This is a genomic window from Pseudomonas sp. Irchel s3h14, from assembly GCF_900187425.1.
Lineage (GTDB): Bacteria > Pseudomonadota > Gammaproteobacteria > Pseudomonadales > Pseudomonadaceae > Aquipseudomonas.
Window position 1 is genome coordinate 364,631 of the sequence record NZ_FYDJ01000005.1, and the last position, 18,217, is coordinate 382,847.

At 58.6% G+C, this 18,217-nt stretch carries 15 protein-coding genes; 3 read left to right on the forward strand and 12 right to left on the reverse strand.

Translation table 11 applies throughout. The features are described from left to right. The gene (gene cobA, locus CKW16_RS13270; protein WP_095128796.1) at window positions 1-765 is read left to right on the forward strand and encodes a uroporphyrinogen-III C-methyltransferase; all 765 of its coding nucleotides are present in this window, start codon (window positions 1-3) and stop codon (window positions 763-765) included. Window positions 766-850: 85 nt separating this feature from the next. Here the strand turns inward: cobA and CKW16_RS13275 are convergent, their stop codons facing one another. From CKW16_RS13275 to ppsA, 8 genes are all read right to left on the reverse strand, one after another. Then, window positions 851-1,882: an OmpA family protein gene (locus tag CKW16_RS13275; protein WP_095128797.1), complete on the reverse strand. Its 1,032-nt coding sequence runs from the start codon at window positions 1,880-1,882 to the stop codon at window positions 851-853. Between the two features lie 107 nt (window positions 1,883-1,989). Next, window positions 1,990-2,580, reverse strand: coding sequence for an RNA polymerase sigma factor SigX (gene sigX / locus CKW16_RS13280; protein ID WP_008146300.1), 591 nt, complete (start codon window positions 2,578-2,580; stop codon window positions 1,990-1,992). 89 nt (window positions 2,581-2,669) lie between these two features. Further along, window positions 2,670-3,494: a mechanosensitive ion channel domain-containing protein gene (locus CKW16_RS13285; RefSeq protein WP_008027407.1), complete on the reverse strand. Its 825-nt coding sequence runs from the start codon at window positions 3,492-3,494 to the stop codon at window positions 2,670-2,672. Window positions 3,495-3,496: 2 nt separating this feature from the next. After that, window positions 3,497-3,745, reverse strand: a complete 249-nt coding sequence (locus CKW16_RS13290; protein ID WP_008146303.1) for a hypothetical protein — start codon at window positions 3,743-3,745, stop codon at window positions 3,497-3,499. A 63-nt stretch (window positions 3,746-3,808) separates the two neighbouring features. Then, the gene (locus tag CKW16_RS13295; protein WP_095128798.1) at window positions 3,809-4,804 is read right to left on the reverse strand and encodes a zinc transporter ZntB; all 996 of its coding nucleotides are present in this window, start codon (window positions 4,802-4,804) and stop codon (window positions 3,809-3,811) included. 25 nt (window positions 4,805-4,829) lie between these two features. Next, entirely contained in the window at window positions 4,830-5,321 is a 492-nt protein-coding gene (gene rraA, locus CKW16_RS13300; protein ID WP_095128799.1) for a ribonuclease E activity regulator RraA, read from the reverse strand. Window positions 5,322-5,442: 121 nt separating this feature from the next. Continuing rightward, complete coding sequence (locus tag CKW16_RS13305) at window positions 5,443-6,432, reverse strand: alpha/beta fold hydrolase (protein ID WP_095128800.1); 990 nt, start codon at window positions 6,430-6,432, stop codon at window positions 5,443-5,445. 91 nt (window positions 6,433-6,523) lie between these two features. Further along, complete coding sequence (gene ppsA / locus CKW16_RS13310; RefSeq protein WP_095128801.1) at window positions 6,524-8,899, reverse strand: phosphoenolpyruvate synthase; 2,376 nt, start codon at window positions 8,897-8,899, stop codon at window positions 6,524-6,526. Between the two features lie 174 nt (window positions 8,900-9,073). Here ppsA and CKW16_RS13315 point away from each other — a divergent pair, with 174 nt between their 5' ends. Continuing rightward, entirely contained in the window at window positions 9,074-9,892 is an 819-nt protein-coding gene (locus tag CKW16_RS13315; RefSeq protein WP_046047904.1) for a pyruvate, water dikinase regulatory protein, read from the forward strand. Between the two features lie 114 nt (window positions 9,893-10,006). On the opposite strand, the gene CKW16_RS13320 is transcribed toward CKW16_RS13315, so the two are convergent. Continuing rightward, a complete protein-coding gene (locus tag CKW16_RS13320) occupies window positions 10,007-11,416 on the reverse strand; it encodes a PLP-dependent aminotransferase family protein (RefSeq protein WP_095128802.1) in 1,410 nt (469 codons plus the stop codon). Window positions 11,417-11,553: 137 nt separating this feature from the next. On the opposite strand from CKW16_RS13320, the gene CKW16_RS13325 reads away from it, so the two are divergent. Next, window positions 11,554-12,456, forward strand: coding sequence for a DMT family transporter (locus CKW16_RS13325; protein WP_176471554.1), 903 nt, complete (start codon window positions 11,554-11,556; stop codon window positions 12,454-12,456). Between the two features lie 7 nt (window positions 12,457-12,463). Here the strand turns inward: CKW16_RS13325 and prpD are convergent, their stop codons facing one another. From prpD to acnD, 3 genes are all read right to left on the reverse strand, one after another. Then, window positions 12,464-13,948 (reverse strand): 2-methylcitrate dehydratase, encoded by a 1,485-nt coding sequence (gene prpD, locus CKW16_RS13330; protein WP_095128804.1) that lies wholly within the window; start codon window positions 13,946-13,948, stop codon window positions 12,464-12,466. 201 nt (window positions 13,949-14,149) lie between these two features. Then, window positions 14,150-15,352, reverse strand: coding sequence for a 2-methylaconitate cis-trans isomerase PrpF (prpF, locus tag CKW16_RS13335; RefSeq protein ID WP_095128805.1), 1,203 nt, complete (start codon window positions 15,350-15,352; stop codon window positions 14,150-14,152). Window positions 15,353-15,406: 54 nt separating this feature from the next. After that, on the reverse strand, window positions 15,407-18,001 hold the full coding sequence (gene acnD, locus CKW16_RS13340; RefSeq protein WP_095128806.1) for a Fe/S-dependent 2-methylisocitrate dehydratase AcnD: 2,595 nt from the start codon (window positions 17,999-18,001) through the stop codon (window positions 15,407-15,409). Between the last annotated feature and the right edge of the window lie 216 nt (window positions 18,002-18,217).

Consider the following 18,217-nt stretch of genomic DNA (forward strand, 5'->3'; position numbering starts at 1 on the left):
ATGAGCGCAAAAGTCTGGCTGGTGGGTGCGGGTCCTGGCGATCCGGAATTGTTGACCCTCAAGGCCGTGCGGGCGTTGAGCGAAGCGGATGTGGTGCTGATCGATGACCTGGTCAACGACGCGGTGCTGGAGCATTGCCCGCAGGCGCGGATCATTCCCGTGGGCAAGCGCGGTGGCTGTCGCTCCACACCTCAGGCGTTCATTCATCGCCTGATGCTGCGTTACGCCCGCCAGGGTAAATGCGTGGTGCGGCTCAAGGGCGGCGACCCGTGCATTTTTGGCCGGGGTGGTGAAGAGGCGCAGTGGCTGCGCGAACATGGGGTCGAAGTCGAACTGGTCAATGGCATCACCGCCGGGCTTGCCGGTGCAACACAATGCGATATTCCGTTGACCCTGCGGGGCGTTGCTCGTGGCGTGACGCTGGTCACCGCCCACACTCAGGATGGCAGCAGTCTGAACTGGCAAGCCTTGGCCCAAGGTGGCACGACGCTGGTGGTGTACATGGGTGTCGCAAAACTGAGCGAGATTCGTGAGCAGTTGCTCGCCGGAGGAATGGCGGCAGATACACCGGTGGCAATGATTGAAAACGCGTCCCTGCCACACCAACGGGAATGTCGGAGCGATCTGACAGCGATGGAAGAAGATGCCTACGCCTTTGAGTTGAAGAGTCCGGCCATCCTCGTGATCGGAGCGGTCGCGGCCGGTGCAGAAGTATCTCTGTCGGTGGCTGATTTCCCTTCGAATGCAGCTAATCAGTCAGCCTGACTCTCCCCGCTTCAACCCTGACCTCATCAAATCGCAGACAAAGAAAAGCCCGGCCTAAGCCGGGCTTTTCAGAGCTGCGAGCTAATTACTTAGCGCTAGCTTCAACCTGCGCTTCTACGCGACGGTTTACAGCGCGACCAGCGTCAGTTTTGTTGTCAGCAACTGGGCGGGATTCGCCGTAGCCAACAGACTGAACGCGGGACGATTCAACACCGTACTGGTTGGTCAGAACTTGCTTAACGGCGTTTGCACGACGCTCGGACAGTTTCTGGTTGTAAGCGTCAGGACCGACGGAGTCAGTGTGACCTTCAACAGTAGTGCTGGTGGATGGGTACTGCTTCATGAAGTCAGCGAGGTTTTTGATGTCGCCGTAGCTGTTAGGCTTGACTACCGACTTGTCGAAGTCGAATTTCACGTCCAGCTCAACACGAACAACTTCAGCAACTGCTGGGCAGCCATCAGCGTCAACAGTTACGTTGGCTGGGGTGTCCGGGCACTTGTCAACGTTGTCGCAAACGCCATCGTTGTCGCTGTCGGCGCAGACTTCAGCTGGTGCTGGAACTGGAGCAGCAGGCTTGGAGCCGCCACCGAAGTTCACACCGATACCGACGCTTGGAGCCCACTCGGTGTTGCCCTGGTCGATGTTGTATTGAGCTTCAACGCCAGCACGGGCGTAGAAGTTCTCGGTGAAGTACAGCTTGGCACCGCCGCCAACGTTGGCGAAAGTGGAACGGTCACGACCGCCGGAGCCATTCTGACCGATGCTTTGATCGGAGAAGCCAGCCGATACGTACGGACGCAGCATGTCGCCCGGGTTGTTGAAGTGGTACAGAGCGTCCAGAGCGGTGTTGGCGCCCTTGATGTTACGACCGTCGTCGGAACGCACGTTGTGCACTTCGTCGTAGGCCAGACGCAGTTCAACGTCGTCGGTCAGGAAGTAACCAACCGAACCACCGAAGAGGTTGCCGTTGTTCTTGAAGTTACGAGTGCTGTCGAATTGTTCTTTCTTGGCGAAGCCTTCGATTTCAACTGCGCCTTGGCCTTGTGCCAGAGCGCCGAACGAAGTGGCGGCAATCAAAGAACCAATGGCCAAGCCCAAGGTGTTTTTCAGTTTCATCCGTTAAATCCCCATCTGGTGATTGTGAAGCAGTCCCGCAAACCGGGGGACAACTCGGCGGCAAGTCTATCAGAACTTGCCTACACGTAAGAGATATTTGCGCCGAACTAAGTTTCAGCAATGCCTGCAAATTTCTCACGCAATTTATCTAGAGCACGTTTGTAACGCATTTTTGTCGCACTCAATCCCATATGCATGATATCCGCGATCTCTTGAAATTCCAGCTCTGCGACAAATCGCAGCACCAGAATTTCACGGTCAATCGGGTTCACATACACTAACCAGCGATCGAGTCCACCCTTGTCCTCAGGTTTCGGCGCCTTTTCTTCAGACGCTTCCTCGAGGGGGTCAAGACTCAAAGCATCCATCAAGCGACGCTTTCGCCGTTCTTTCCGATACTGCGTGATGCACTCGTTGTACGTGATGCTATATAGCCATGTCTTGAACTTCGATTTGCCCTCGAAGTTCTTCAGGCCATACAGCACCTTCAACATCACTTCCTGACAGACATCGTCTGCGTCGCGATCGTTCCCAAGATACCGTGCACAGACGTTAAATAATGTTCGCTGGTAACGCCGCATCAGTTCTTCATAGGCGCGAGTTACGTGAAACAGCTCGGTATGCGAGCGCGCGACCAACTCCTCATCAGAGAGCTCGCGGGGGTCGTAGCGCGTGGACAGCGATTGAGCTTTATTCAAAACAAGTCGGGCCGACAGTCAGGTCAATGTCCGCCGCAGCCCTTTTCAGGGCATTTTTGCGGCGGCATACATTAGCAGGGTTTGCCGGGTTAGCGGCTACTCACATGCTGTTCCAGGAGAATCCGATTGGAGAGAGAGACTAGCTCACCCTCATCGGTCAGCAATGTGGTTTTAACCGTGCCGATCTCTTCGATCTGACCTTCGACCTCGCCAACACGCACTTGTTGCCCAACCTGATACAACTCACGCACATAGATTCCCGCAAGAATCTGACCGGCAATTTCCCGGCTTCCCAACCCCATGGCCAGCGCAACCGCCAGACCAACGGTAATCAATACAATCACAATCACGTGGTTGAGCAGGTCAGTCTTGACCTCCAACTGGCTGATTGCGACCGAAATACTGATGATAATCACCAGGCCCTGGGCAATTCGCCCCAGACCCGCAGCGTAGTCCAGCCCTACGCCCTCTGCCGCCCCCCGCACCAGCCCATTGGCCAATTGCGCGAGCAAAACACCCACCAGCAGCACCAGCGCGGCGCCAAATACTTTCGGCAAATACAGCGCAAGCATGTCAAGCGTAGCCGAAACTCGCTCAAGTCCAAGGGATTCTGCGGCAGAAACCAGAAAAATCAGCAGAACGAACCAATAGACAATCTTGCCAATCAAGGTAGAGATCGGCACTTGAAGGCCGGCCCGGGACAGCAATTTGGTCAGTCCGGTGCCGCCCATCAGGCGATCGAGCCCCAGCTTGGCGAGCAACTTGGACAGCAAAGTGTCCAAAAGTTTCGCAACGACGAAACCCAACAGCAGCACAACCAGTGCGCCAAACAGGTTCGGGATGAAATTTGCCACCTTGGTCCATAACGCAGTCATTGCAGTGACGAGGCTCTGAGTCCAGAGATCAAGTTCCATATTCAATCAGCCTTATCAGCAGTGCGAACGGTAGGTTTACGGTGACGGGAAACCGGAGCGACATGGGCCGATCCGTTATTCAAGGCAATCATCAGCGCGGGCAACCAGCGGCCCAGCAGGCTGAACAGATCACCGGCGCCGACCTGGCGGTTGGCGGTTTTCAGTACACGCCCAAGGCACGCATCGTCGTCCCGGGTGGACGGTGATGCCTTGAGCATGTCACGCAAAGACTGTTCAAACGGATCGTGCATACGCACCTCTCGTGATGTCTGTGAAAGACGCGGTCAAATTTGCTCGGGTCACATGGCTCACCCTCAGAACCAGCGCAAACGTCGGAATAACCACCACTGCCCCAGCGCCACCGAGACCATCAGCAGGCACGCGATCAGGAAGCCATAAGGGCTTGCAGAGAACGGAATCCCGCCGACATTGATACCTAAAAGACCCGCCAGAAAACTCATCGGCAAAAAGATCCCGGTGATGATCCCGAAGCGGTACATCGTGCGGTTCATTCGCACGCTCAAACGTCTATCTTCGGCCTCAAGGACCAACCCCACCCGCTCCCGGGTCAATTCCAGCTCCTCGAGATACCGGGTCAGGCTGTTGTTCAATTCGTTCCAGTAATCACCGTCGTCTTCGACGAACCAAGGCAGTTTTATCCGTGTCAGCTGCCCGAATATTTCCCGCTGCGGCGCAAGAAAACGTTTCAGCGCTGCGGCCCTTCGACGGATCTGCAAAACGGCGCCGTGCTCGGGCGTATACCGTTCGTCGGTATCCAGCTTTTCTTCTTCCTCATCGACCACTTCCGAGAGGCAACTGACCAGATCCTGCACCTTGTTGGTGAGGTATTGCGCCATATAAAGGATGAGTTCTGACGCCGTTTTCGGTCCTTTGCCTTCGGCGAGCTGCACCAGCAACTCATCGGTGGCGCGCAACGGACGCAAACGCAGAGAAATAACCCGCTGGGCTGACCCAAAAATCCGCACCGAGACCATGTCTTCCGGCTCGGCGCCCGGATTCAGGTTGACCCCACGCAAAAATAGCAGCAGTTCGCTGTCCGAAAGCTGTAAAAGACGCGGTCGGGTGTTTTCTTCAAGCAAAAGATCACAGCTGAATTCGCTCAGACCACTGGATTTTCGCAACCAGGTCCGGGTTTGCGGATGACTGCGATCCCAGTGCAGCCACAGGCTTTCATGGGCCTGCAGCTGCAAGGCATCGAGTTCAGTCCGGGCTATCGAACGCGCACCGCCTTTACCGTCCAGCACCAGGGCATGCACCAGCCCCCACTGCGCGTTTTCTTCCTCGAACATCCTCACCCCTATGTTGGTGCAGCGCTTATTCAGGCATCGCAAGCGGGCTTGGCGAGATGATCACGCCGTTGTTGTCCGCATAGATGTAGTGACCTGGATGGAACGTCACGCCAGCAAAGGTCACGACTACGTTGAGATCGCCGATGCCACGTTTGTCGGTTTTCATCGGGTGGCTGGCCAGGGCCTGAACACCCAGGTCGGTTTGCGCAATGACGTCGACGTCACGGATGCAACCGTAGATCACCAGCCCTTCCCAACCGTTTTTCGCGGCTTTTTCGGCGATCAGGTCGCCCAGCAGCGCACGACGCAGGGAACCGCCACCGTCGACCACCATCACCTTGCCATTGCCCTTGAGCTCGGCTTGTTCCTTGACCAGCGAGTTGTCTTCGAAGCATTTGATGGTCACGATTTCGCCGCCGAAAGAATCACGGCCACCGAAATTGCTGAACATCGGTTCCAGCACCTGCACCAGCTCCGGATAGGCGTCGCACAGGTCAGGCGTGAGGTAATGATTCATCGAGAAACTCCTGTAAAGAGGAAGACAATCGAGGGTGTCGAAACGTGACCAGAACAGCTCAATGCGTCATATCTTAGCCGCAAGCCGAACAGAGCGAAATGCCCTTGTTAGAGCATCAGGCTCAGACCGCCGCAGCCAGATCCGGTTTTCCACCCAGCAATGGCGTTTGCTGATCTGCCAACCAGCGCGCCACCAGCGGCCAGACTTCAGTCTGGGCGGCTTTGCTGACGAGCATCTCCACATGACCGAAATTATCGCCAAAGCCCTGCTCGCGACCCAGGTTGATGAATTGCTTATGCTCGGAACCCACCTGATCGAACAGCTTGCGACAAGCCCAGGTCGGGTCCTGATGGTCACCGGCGGCACTCACGGCCAATACCGGTAACTGAACGTCGGTCAACCCGACCCACCAATCCTTGTCGGCATCGCCAAAGCGCCCGAACAGGCCATACCAGCGCATGCTTTCCAGGGCCAGGCCAATGGGCTCGTCCTCCGGGCCGCGCTTGAGCCGTGATCCCGACAACTGGGCAAAGCGTTTGAGAATGAAGCGCCCGCTCCACTCCACCGGCGGAATTTTCAACGGCCAGTAGGTGCGACTGATTTGAGTACCAAAAAACGCCGCGGAAGCCACCACCGGCTCGCCGATGTACTCACCACCCAGCGCTGCCGCCAGGGTAATCCCGCCCAGCGAGTGACCGATCCAGTGCGGGATCTGGCCGCTCTGCTCGCGCACGAACGCGCCAATGGCCGGCAAATCGTAACGGGCGTAGTCGGCAACGCGGTTCTTGCGGTAATTCTGGTTGCGCTGGGACAAGCCGTGGCCGCGCATTTCGGGAATCCATACATCGAATCCCAGACGCGTCAGATAGGCGCCCAGCCCAAGCCCCTTCGGGGAAAACCAGAACCGGCGATTGGAAAAGCTGCCGTGAAGCAAAATAACCGGAACGCCACGCGCGTCTGAGCCATCCGCCATGCCCAGGCGCGTCACAGCCAGTTCGACGGTGCCGTCAGGGCTGTTGCCGGGTTTCAGACGATAGACGTCTTCGCTCAGATCGCCGCGCCGCTCGGCGCTGATCAGGGCGACAGGAAATAGGTTGCTGCTGCTTTGCATAATGCTCTTGCACAAAAAAGGGCGGCTTCCAGAGGAGCCCGCCCTACTTGATTCTTAAAGCCTCGGCCACTTGACCGAGGCTTCATTCACATCAAGCCGAAGCTTGACCTTCAGCCAGGAAGAACCAGGTTTCCAGTACGGAATCGGGGTTCAACGAAACGCTTTCGATGCCCTGCTCCATCAGCCATTTGGCCAGATCAGGGTGGTCCGAAGGGCCCTGACCGCAAATGCCGATGTACTTGCCAGCCTTGTTGCAGGCCTGAATCGCGTTCGCCAGCAGCTTCTTGACCGCCGGATTACGCTCGTCGAACAGGTGCGCGATGATCCCGGAGTCACGGTCCAGGCCCAGTGTCAGCTGAGTCAGGTCGTTGGAGCCGATGGAGAAACCGTCGAAGAACTCGAGGAACTCTTCAGCGAGGATCGCGTTGGACGGCAGTTCGCACATCATGATGATGCGCAGACCATTCTCGCCGCGGGCCAGGCCATTTTCGGCCAACAGATCGATCACTTGGCTAGCTTCGCCCAACGTACGGACGAACGGCACCATGATTTCAACGTTGGTCAGGCCCATCTCGTTGCGCACGCGCTTGAGGGCGCGGCATTCGAGCTCGAAGCAGTCACGGAACGCTTCGCTGATGTAACGCGAAGCACCGCGGAAGCCCAGCATCGGATTTTCTTCTTCCGGCTCGTAGAGCTTGCCGCCGATCAGGTTGGCGTATTCGTTGGACTTGAAGTCCGACAGACGCACGATGACCTTTTTCGGGGTGAACGCAGCGGCCAGGGTGCTGATGCCTTCAACCAGCTTGTCGACATAGAAGCCAACCGGATCGTCGTAACCGGCGATGCGCTTGTCGACGCTGTCCTTGATGTCCTGCGGCAGACCGTCGTAGTTCAACAGCGCTTTCGGGTGAACACCGATCATGCGGTTGATGATGAATTCCAGACGGGCCAGGCCCACACCGGCGTTCGGCAGCTGAGCGAAATCGAAGGCGCGGTCCGGGTTGCCGACGTTCATCATGATCTTGAACGGCAGATCAGGCATGGCATCAACGGAGTTTTTCTTGATGTCGAAGCCCAGTTCACCTTCGAAGATGTAACCGGTGTCGCCTTCAGCGCAGGACACAGTCACGCCCTGGCCGTCTTTCAACAACTGGGTGGCGTTGCCGCAACCGACCACGGCCGGGATGCCCAGCTCGCGAGCGATGATCGCCGCGTGGCAAGTACGGCCGCCACGGTTGGTGACGATGGCGCTGGCGCGCTTCATGACCGGTTCCCAGTCCGGGTCGGTCATGTCGGAGACCAGAACGTCGCCTGGCTGGACTTTGTCCATCTCGGACACGTCCTTGATGATCCGCACCTTGCCGGCGCCGATGCGCTGGCCGATAGCGCGACCTTCAACCAGCACGGTGCCGGTTTCTTTCAACAGGTAGCGTTCCATGACGTTGGCCGAGGTACGGCTCTTCACGGTTTCAGGACGGGCCTGAACGATGTAGAGCTTGCCGTCGTCGCCGTCTTTGGCCCATTCGATGTCCATCGGGCACTTGTAGTGCTTCTCGATGATCATCGCTTGCTTGGCCAGCTCGCTGACTTCGGCGTCGCTCAGACAGAAACGTGCGCGATCAGCCTTGTCCACGTCGATGGTCTTGACCGATTTACCGGCCGTGGCCACTTCGCCATAGATCATCTTGATGGCTTTGCTGCCCAGGTTGCGACGCAGGATGGCCGGACGACCGGCTGCCAGCGTGCCTTTGTGGACGTAGAACTCATCCGGGTTCACCGCGCCTTGTACGACGGTTTCACCCAGGCCGTAGGCGCCGGTGATGAACACCACGTCACGGAAGCCCGATTCGGTATCGAGGGTGAACATCACGCCGGCGGTGCCGGTTTCAGAGCGGACCATGCGCTGCACGCCGGCCGACAGGGCAACCAGCTTGTGGTCGAAGCCCTGGTGGACGCGGTAGGAAATCGCGCGGTCGTTGAACAGCGAAGCGAACACCTCTTTGGCGGCGCGAATAACGTTTTCGACACCACGGATGTTCAGGAAGGTTTCCTGCTGACCGGCAAAGGAAGCGTCCGGCAGGTCTTCGGCGGTAGCGGAAGAGCGCACGGCCACGGCCATGTCAGGGTTGCCGGCCGACAGCGTGGCGAACGCGGTGCGGATCTCGGCGTTAAGTTTCTCGGGGAATTCGGCTTCCATGATCCATTGACGGATCTGGGCGCCGGTCTTGGCCAGGGCATTGACATCGTCGACGTCCAGGGCGTCGAGGGCGGCGTGGATCTGATCGTTCAGGCCGCTCAGCTCGAGAAAATCACGATAAGCCTGAGCTGTCGTGGCGAAGCCACCGGGCACCGATACACCGGCACCTGCAAGGTTACTGATCATCTCGCCCAGGGATGCGTTCTTGCCCCCTACGTGCTCTACATCATGGACGCCGAGCTTATCGAGGGAAACTACGTACTCTACCAAGGTGATCTCTCCACTAACTGTGTTGGAAAAGCTCAGAAGCCGGCTGCTCTATGGAGCGTTTGCCAGCTGTATGGCCTGGACCTGGAAAATAAGTGAGAATGCGGGCCACTGGCGGCCAGCAAATCGCGCCTATCATATCCAAGATTCGTCACTAGCTTAAGGCCCAAGGTGCAAATGAAACGATCTGCTTTCTTTATCTCCGATGGTACCGGCATCACAGCCGAAACCCTGGGTCAAAGCCTCCTGGCGCAGTTCGAAAACATTACCTTCAGCAAATTCACGAAGCCGTATATCGACAACGCGGATAAAGCGCGGGTCATGGTACAACAAATCAACAAAGCCGCTGAAAACGATGGTTTTCGGCCGATCATCTTCGACACCATTGTCAATCAGGACATCCGTGAGATCCTCGCAACGTCCAATGGTTTCATGATCGACATTTTCTCGACCTTTCTGGCGCCTCTTGAACAGGAATTGACCGAGCATTCTTCCTACACCGTCGGCAAATCCCACTCGATTGGCAGCAACTCCAATTACATGGAACGGATCGAGGCGGTGAACTTCGCCCTCGACAACGACGACGGTGCGCGCACGCATTATTACGACAAGGCGGACCTGATCCTAGTGGGCGTGTCGCGTTGTGGTAAGACGCCGACGTGTCTGTATATGGCCATGCAATTCGGCATCCGCGCGGCCAACTATCCGCTGACCGAAGACGACATGGAACGCCTGCAATTGCCAGGCACCCTGCGTGCCCACCAGCACAAACTGTTCGGCCTGACCATTGACCCGGACCGCCTCACCGCGATTCGCAACGAGCGCAAGCCCAACAGCCGCTATTCGAGCTACGCCCAGTGCGAATTCGAAGTGCGCGAGGTGGAGAATCTGTTCCGCCGCGAGAACATTCCGCACATCAATTCCACGCATTTTTCGGTGGAAGAGATTTCGGCGAAGATTCTGGTGGAGAAAGGTGTGGAGCGGCGGTTCAAATAATTCTGCGGCGCCTGTCAGGCCGCCTTCGCGAGCAAGCCCGCTCCCACATTCGACCGTGTTTCTTCAGGAATGACGCGGTAAAAATGTGGGAGCGGGCTTGCTCGCGAAGAACGATTACACGGACTCTGTTAATGCCCCCACCAGCGCATCAAATCCTTGCAGCAACAACCGATCATCCCCCACCGAATTACAAACACTCGCCCTGATGAACTGCGGCACTGCCCCATGCCCGACCGCAAACATCTCGGCAGTAGCCACCAGATAATTATTTTCCTTAAGCTCCTCAGCAATCTGCGAGGCCCGCCACGGCTCGGGCACTTCGATCCAGAAGTGCGGGCTATGGGAATGGGTTTTGTACGCCAGGCCCTCCAGCACACCACTCACCAACGCCTTGCGCCGACCGATCTCGGCAATCTGCTGGCCCAGCAACTGCTCGGCAATGCCGTTTTCTATCCACAGACTCGCCACCTCCAGCGACAACGGGCTGGCCATCCAGCACGTCCCGCGCACTGCTGCGCTCAAGCGTCCGATCAACGGTTGCGGCGCATGCAGGTAACCGACTCGCAAACCCGCCGAAACCGCCTTGCTCAGGCTGCCGATCAGCACCGAGCGCTCCGGGGCGAAATGGCTCAAGGGTAACGGTCGCTGTTGAGCCAATACCGCGTGGGCTTCGTCTTCAAAGATCAACAGATTGTGCTGCCGACAAACCTCTGCAATCGCTTCCCGCCGTGCGACGGACATCACTGCAGCCGTAGGATTCTGGATCGTCGGTGTGCAATACAGCGCCGACACACGATGGTTGCGGCAAACCTCCTCCAGGGTATCGGGCATCAGTCCTTCATCATCCATCCCGACACCGATGAGTTTTATCCCTAGCTGGCGTGCGACGCTGATCAACCCCGGGTAAGTCAGGTGCTCCGTCACCAACGTATCGCCCGCCTTGAGCAACCCCATCAAGGCACACAACAGACCGTGCTGGCCGCCGTTCACGCAAACGACCTGCTCGGCACTCGGTACAAACTCTTTATGCCTGAGCCAGTGCGCGCCCGCCGCACGATAGCGTGGCAAACCGACATCGACGGTGTAGCCGCTGATGTGTTGCAACGCCTCAGGATCAAGGGACAACGCTTGCAGGCTCTGACTCAAAAAAAGCGCTTCCTGCCCCGGAATCGGTTGATTGCGGCTCATGTCAAAAAACGCCCGCGGTTCATCACTGACATTGCGAAAGCCACCGTCCCGCGATCGCTCCATCCCGCGCTGACGCACATAGGTGCCGTCTCCTACGCGAGCGACCACCAATCCCACACGCTCGAGTTCGCCGTAAGCGCGGCTGATAGTGCCGATGGTCACGCCGAGGCTATCCGCCAACAACCGATGAGGCGGCAATTTGCAGCCGGGCTCGATCAGCCCTTCAGCGATGCCTTTTTCGATCGCGTCGGCGAGTCGTTTGTATTTCACGCCCAGACCATTGGCGAGGCCGTCGCGCAGGATTGACACCATGGCAATACTTGTTTTGACAGTCATTGCAGCCCCGAATAGCGTGCTTGAAACAGGTTCAATCAGGGATAGACCTTTTGCAGATGAAGGTCAATTCCGAACATAAAAGGAGCTCGCTCATGTCCATTGCCGTCAGTGCACCTTCACGTACTGCCAAACCCTGGCTGGCCGCCCTGATCACCAGCGTATTGTTCCTGATCGTGTGCCTGAGCTGGGGCACGACGTGGCTCGGGATCAAGATTGCCGTTGAAAGCGTGCCGCCGCTGACTGCTGCCGGCCTGCGATTCCTGATCGCTTTTCCGTTGTTTCTCGGCTTCGCCCTGATACGTCGTGAGCCGCTGCTGTTTCCCAGGGAGAGCCGTTGGTTCTTTGTGTTTGTCACGTTGACGTATTTCAGCCTGCCGTATTACTTGCTCAACTACGGCGAGATGCATGTTTCGTCCGGCCTGACGGCGCTGCTGTTCAGCTGCATGCCAGTGTTCATCCTGCTGTTTTCCGCGCTGTTTCTGCGGGAGAAAATCTACCCCTCGCAAGTGCTCGGCATCGCTATCGGTTTCGGCAGCCTGTTCATGATCATCCGCAGCCAGGGGTTGCATCTGGACCATGCCGAATTGTTCGGGGTATTGGCGATCCTCTGTGCGGCGGTGATGCACGCGCTGTGTTACGTGGTGACGAAAAAACACGGCACGGTGATTAGCGTCATTACCTACAACACGCTGCCAATCGGCATCGCCGGGCTGATGCTGTTTGTCGCCGGACTGAGTGTCGAAGCGCCGGTGTTCAATGCCATCACCGCGCGGTCGTGGAGCGCCCTGCTCTATCTGGGACTGGTGGCGTCGGTGGGCGGGTTTATCGTTTACTTTTTGCTGCTCAAGCGGCTGAGCCCGATCATTCTGTCGTTTGTGTTCATCATTTTTCCGGTGTTCGCGGTGATCATCGGTGCCTGGTACGAGGGGCAAGCCTTGTCCCGGGAACTGATGATGTACTCGGCGATTCTGCTGACGGGGTTTGCGATCACCAAATTGCCTGTGGAAAAGTGGCTCATCGGCAAAAAAGCAAACCCCTAGGCGACGGTCAGATCACAAACAAATCCACGAACCGATTCACCGGTGTCGCCTCAAGCGCAGCCTGGTCCTTGCACAACGCAAAGATCTCGGCACATCGCTGGGCGGTGAAGCGCGTCGCCAGGTTGGCCTTGAACTTGTCTTCCAGCAGCGGAATGCCGTCGGTGCGGCGACGGCGATGGCCGATCGGGTATTCCACCAACACGTTTTCGGTGCTGGAGCCGTCCTTGAAGAACACCTGTATTGCATTGGCGATGGAGAGTTTGTCGGCCTCCAGGTATTCGCGGGTGTAGCGTGGATCTTCGACGATGACCATTTTTTCGCGCAGCACGTCGATGATCGGATGCGCCGCGTGGAAATCGTCCTCGTACTGCTCGGCCACCAGATTGCCGAACGCCAGCGGCACGGCGGTCATGTACTGAATGCAATGGTCACGGTCCGCAGCGTTGGCCAACGGGCCGACCTTGGAGATGATGCGGATCGCCGATTCATGGGTGGTGATGACGATTTTGTCGATTTCGTGCAGGCGATTTCTGACTTGCGGATGCAACGTCACGGCCGCTTCGCAGGCCGTTTGCGCGTGAAATTCGGCGGGGAAGCTGATTTTGAACAGCACGTTTTCCATCACGTAGCTGCCGTACGGCCGGGAGAAGCTGAACGCGCGTTTGTCTTCGGGCTTGAGCGCCAGGTCGTTGTTGGTGTGGCTGAACAGTACGTCGTAGAAGCCCCATTGTTTGGCGGTCAGTACGCCGGGGATGCCCATTTCGCCACGCATTGCGATGTCCGCAAGCCGCACGCCCCGACTGGTCGCATCGCCGGCAGCCCAGGATTTACGCGATCCGGCATTCGGCGCATGACGGTAAGTGCGCAGTGCCTGACCGTCGGCGAACGCATGGGACAACGCGGACAACAACTGCTCACGATTGGCGCCCATCAGCCTGGCGGTCACAGCGGTCGAGGCGACTTTCACCAGGATGACGTGATCCAGGCCTACGCGATTGAAGGAGTTTTCCAGCGCGATCACGCCCTGAATCTCGTGGGCCATGATCATCGCTTCGAGTACTGCGCGAACAGTCAGCGGCGCATCGCCATTGGCGAGGCGTTTTTGCGACAAGTGGTCCGCCACCGCGAGTATGCCGCCGAGGTTATCGGACGGATGGCCCCATTCGGCCGCGAGCCAGGTGTCGTTGTAGTCGAGCCAGCGGACGATGCAACCGATATCCCACGCCGCCTTGACCGGGTCGAGGCGATAACTGGTGCCGGGGACGCGCGCGCCGAACGGGACGACGGTGCCTTCCACCATGGGGCCGAGGTGTTTGGTGCATTCGGGGAAGCGCAGGGCCAGCAGGCCACAGCCCAACGTGTCCATCAGGCAGTTGCGGGCAGTGTCGAGGGCTTCGGCGGATTGGATCTTGAAGTTGAGGACGTAGTCGGCAATGTCCTGCAGGACCGTGTCGTAGTCGGGGCGGTTGTTCTGGTCGACGTTGGTGCTCATGTTCGATTCACTCTTGAAGTGGTTCGTTGATGGGACCTCGGTTCAGGGTAATTCCAGTCAGTCACTACTTTCTTATTGTGGAATGCAATCAAACTGTGGGAGCGGGCTTGCTCGCGAAGACGGCGGCACATCCGACATCAATGCAAGCTGACACACCGCTTTCGCGAGCAAGCCCGCTCCCACATGGGTTCGGTGTCAGGGTTAGAAAGAATCGCCGGGAATGCGGACAAATCCTTCCATCAACACCCGCGCACTGCGGCTCATGATGGCTTTTTTCACGGTCCACTCGCCGTTCACCTGGCTCGCCTCAGCACCCACGCGCAAGGTGCCGGACGGATGCCCAAAGCGCACAGCATTGCGTTCGATACCGCCCGCTGCGAGGTTCACCAGCGTGCCGGAAATCGCCGCTGCCGTACCAATCGCCACAGCCGCCGTGCCCATCATCGCGTGGTGCAACTTGCCCATGGACAGCGCCCGCACCAGCAGATCGACATCACCCGCCGCAATCGCTTTGCCACTCGAAGCAACGTAGTCCGCAGGCTTGGCCACGAAGGCAACCTTAGGCGTGTGCTGACGCTTGGCCGCTTCGTCCAGATTCTTGATCAGGCCCATGCGCAATGCGCCGTAAGCCCGAATGGTTTCAAACATCAGCAGCGCTTTCGGATCGCTGTTGATCGCACCTTGCAGCTCGGTGCCGGTGTAACCGATGTCTTCGGCGTTGACGAAAATCGTCGGAATACCGGCATTGATCATGGTCGCCTTGAAGGTCCCGACACCGGGCACTTCGAGGTCATCGACCAGGTTGCCGGTAGGAAACATCGAACCACCGCCACCCTCTTCTTCCGCTGCCGGATCCATGAATTCGACCTGCACTTCAGCGGCCGGAAAGGTCACGCCATCGAGTTCGAAATCACCGGTTTCCTGCACTTCACCATTGGTGATCGGCACGTGAGCGATGATGGTCTTGCCGATGTTGGCCTGCCACACGCGAACCACGGCAACGCCGTTGTGCGGGATGCGGCTGGCGTCCACCAAACCATTGCTGATGGCGAACGAACCGACCGCTGCCGACAGGTTGCCGCAGTTGCCGCTCCAGTCGACGAAAGGCTTGTCGATGGACACTTGGCCGAACAGGTAATCGACATCGTGATCGGCCTTGATGCTTTTCGACAGGATCACGGTTTTGCTGGTGCTGGAGGTCGCGCCGCCCATGCCATCGATTTGCTTGTCGTACGGGTCGGGGCTGCCGATCACGCGCAGCAACAAGGCATCGCGCGCCGGGCCTGGAATCTGTGCCGCTTCGGGCAGGTCTTTCAGGCTGAAGAACACGCCTTTACTGGTGCCGCCGCGCATGTAGGTGGCGGCGATTTTAATTTGAGGTGCGATTTGAGGTGCGTGAGCCATGATGTTCCTTTTAGGATCGAGCGGGACCGCATGGCCCCGCCCGAACTCATCGTGTTAAACGGCAACCGCCGATTCTTCGAGGAAGTCCTGAGCGAAGCGTTGCAGCACGCCACCGGCCTCGTAGATCGACACTTCTTCGGCGGTGTCGAGGCGGCAGGTCACCGGCACTTCGACGCGTTCGCCGTTCTTGCGGTTGATCACCAGCGTCAGCTCGGCACGCGGGGTACGCTCACCGATCACGTCGTAGGTTTCGCTGCCATCGATGCCTAAGGTTTTGCGGTCGGTGCCCGGTTTGAACTCTAGCGGCAACACGCCCATGCCCACCAGGTTGGTGCGGTGAATGCGCTCGAAGCCTTCGGCTGCAATCGCTTCCACACCGGCCAGACGTACGCCTTTGGCTGCCCAGTCGCGGGACGAACCCTGACCGTAGTCGGCGCCGGCGATGATGATCAGCGGCTGCTTGCGTTCCATGTAGGTTTCGATGGCTTCCCACATGCGCATCACTTGGCCTTCCGGCTCGACGCGAGCCAGCGAACCCTGCTTGACCTTGCCGTTTTCCTGAACCATTTCATTGAACAGTTTCGGGTTGGCGAAGGTGGCGCGCTGCGCAGTCAAATGGTCGCCCCTGTGAGTTGCGTAAGAGTTGAAGTCCTCTTCCGGCAAGCCCATTTTCGCCAGGTATTCACCGGCGGCGCTGTCGAGCATGATCGCGTTCGACGGCGACAGGTGATCGGTGGTGATGTTGTCCGGTAGCACCGCCAGCGGGCGCATGCCCTTCAGCGGACGAGCCCCGGCCAGCGCGCCTTCCCAGTACGGCGGACGGCGGATGTAGGTGCTCATCTCGCGCCAGTCGTACAGCGGCGTCACTTTAGGACCGGTGTCTTCGTGGATGGCGAACATCGGAATGTAGACCTGACGGAACTGCTCCGGCTTGACCGACGCCTTGACCACTGCGTCGATTTCTTCGTCGCTCGGCCAGATGTCTTTCAGGCGGACTTCCTTGCCGTCGACCACGCCCAACACATCTTTTTCAATGTCGAAACGGATGGTCCCGGCGATGGCGTAAGCCACGACCAACGGCGGCGAAGCAAGGAAGGCGTTCTTGGCGTACGGGTGGATCCGGCCGTCGAAGTTGCGGTTGCCGGACAACACGGCAGTGGCGTACAGATCGCGGTCGATGATTTCTTGCTGGATCACCGGGTCCAGCGCGCCGGACATGCCGTTGCAGGTGGTGCAGGCGAAGGCGACGATGCCGAAACCGAGTTGTTCCAGTTCGGTGGTCAGGCCGGCTTCGTCCAGGTACAGCGCCACGGTTTTCGAACCCGGCGCCAGGGACGACTTGACCCACGGTTTGCGGGTCAACCCGAGCTTGTTGGCATTGCGCGCCAGCAGGCCGGCGGCGATGACGTTGCGCGGGTTGCTGGTGTTGGTGCAGCTGGTGATGGCGGCGATGATCACCGCGCCGTCCGGCATCTGACCGGGCACTTCGGTCCACTGACCGGAGATGCCTTGGGCGGCGAGGTCCGAGGTCGCAACACGAGCGTGCGGATTGCTTGGGCCGGCCATGTTGCGCACTACCGAAGACAGGTCAAAGGTCAACCCGCGCTCGTATTGCGCGCCTTTCAGGCTATCAGCCCACAGGCCCGTGGTCTTGGCGTAGCTCTCGACCAACTGCACCTGCTCGTCTTCGCGGCCGGTGAGTTTCAGGTAGTCGATGGTCTGCTGGTCGATGTAGAACATCGCAGCAGTGGCGCCGTATTCCGGGGCCATGTTGGAAATGGTCGCGCGGTCGCCGAGGGTCAGCGCCGAGGCGCCTTCGCCGAAGAACTCCAGCCATGCGCCAACGACTTTTTGCTGACGCAGGAACTCGGTCAGCGCCAGCACCATGTCGGTGGCGGTGATACCCGGCTGCAGCTTGCCAGTCAATTCGACGCCGACACTTTCTGGCAGACGCATCCACGACGCGCGGCCGAGCATTACGCTTTCCGCTTCCAAACCGCCGACACCGATGGCGATCACGCCCAGTGCATCGACATGAGGAGTGTGGCTGTCGGTGCCGACGCAAGTGTCGGGGAACGCCACGCCGTCGCGCACCTGGATCACCGGAGACATTTTCTCCAGGTTGATCTGGTGCATGATCCCGTTGCCCGGCGGAATCACATCAACGTTCTTGAAGGCCTTTTTGGTCCAGTTGATGAAGTGGAAACGGTCTTCGTTACGACGGTCTTCGATGGCGCGGTTCTTCTCGAACGCCTCCGGATCGAAGCCACCGCGCTCGACGGCCAGGGAGTGGTCGACGATCAATTGCGTCGGCACCACCGGGTTCACTTGCGCCGGATCGCCACCTTGCAGGGCGATGGCGTCACGCAGGCCGGCGAGGTCGACCAGCGCGGTCTGGCCGAGAATGTCGTGGCACACCACGCGGGCCGGGAACCATGGGAAGTCGAGGTCGCGTTTGCGCTCGATGAATTGCTTCAGGGATTCGGTGAGCGTGGCCGGATCGCAGCGACGCACCAGGTTTTCCGCCAGCACGCGGGAGGTGTACGGCAGAGTGTCGTAGGCGCCGGGCTGGATGGCGTCGACAGCCGCGCGGACGTCGAAGTAATCCAGATGGCTGCCGGGCAGCGGTTTACGGAATTCAGTGTTCATCGTCAGGACTCGGTCACGGTAGTTTCAAAAGGTGGGGCCTGGCACAGCTCCTGAAGTTAACTCGGTCAAATGTGGGAGCGGCGGTGCGACGATTCGACTTGCTCGCGAAAGCGGTGTATCAACCGACATCAATGTTGAATGTCAGTCCGTCTTCGCGAGCAAGCCCGCTCCCACAATGGTCCCGGTTCATTCAGCAACCAGCGCGGGAGCCCACAC

Coding starts and splice junctions, on each gene's coding strand:
- prpD (WP_095128804.1), bottom strand. CDS start 13,948: ATGAGCACCAACGTCGACCAGAACAACCGCCCCGACTACGACACGGTC.
- CKW16_RS13275 (WP_095128797.1), bottom strand. CDS start 1,882: ATGAAACTGAAAAACACCTTGGGCTTGGCCATTGGTTCTTTGATTGCC.
- CKW16_RS13295 (WP_095128798.1), bottom strand. CDS start 4,804: ATGTTCGAGGAAGAAAACGCGCAGTGGGGGCTGGTGCATGCCCTGGTG.
- CKW16_RS13285 (WP_008027407.1), bottom strand. CDS start 3,494: ATGGAACTTGATCTCTGGACTCAGAGCCTCGTCACTGCAATGACTGCG.
- CKW16_RS13305 (WP_095128800.1), bottom strand. CDS start 6,432: ATGCAAAGCAGCAGCAACCTATTTCCTGTCGCCCTGATCAGCGCCGAG.
- acnD (WP_095128806.1), bottom strand. CDS start 18,001: ATGAACACTGAATTCCGTAAACCGCTGCCCGGCAGCCATCTGGATTAC.
- CKW16_RS13320 (WP_095128802.1), bottom strand. CDS start 11,416: ATGACTGTCAAAACAAGTATTGCCATGGTGTCAATCCTGCGCGACGGC.
- prpF (WP_095128805.1), bottom strand. CDS start 15,352: ATGGCTCACGCACCTCAAATCGCACCTCAAATTAAAATCGCCGCCACC.
- rraA (WP_095128799.1), bottom strand. CDS start 5,321: ATGAATCATTACCTCACGCCTGACCTGTGCGACGCCTATCCGGAGCTG.
- CKW16_RS13315 (WP_046047904.1), top strand. CDS start 9,074: ATGAAACGATCTGCTTTCTTTATCTCCGATGGTACCGGCATCACAGCC.
- cobA (WP_095128796.1), top strand. CDS start 1: ATGAGCGCAAAAGTCTGGCTGGTGGGTGCGGGTCCTGGCGATCCGGAA.
- CKW16_RS13290 (WP_008146303.1), bottom strand. CDS start 3,745: ATGCACGATCCGTTTGAACAGTCTTTGCGTGACATGCTCAAGGCATCA.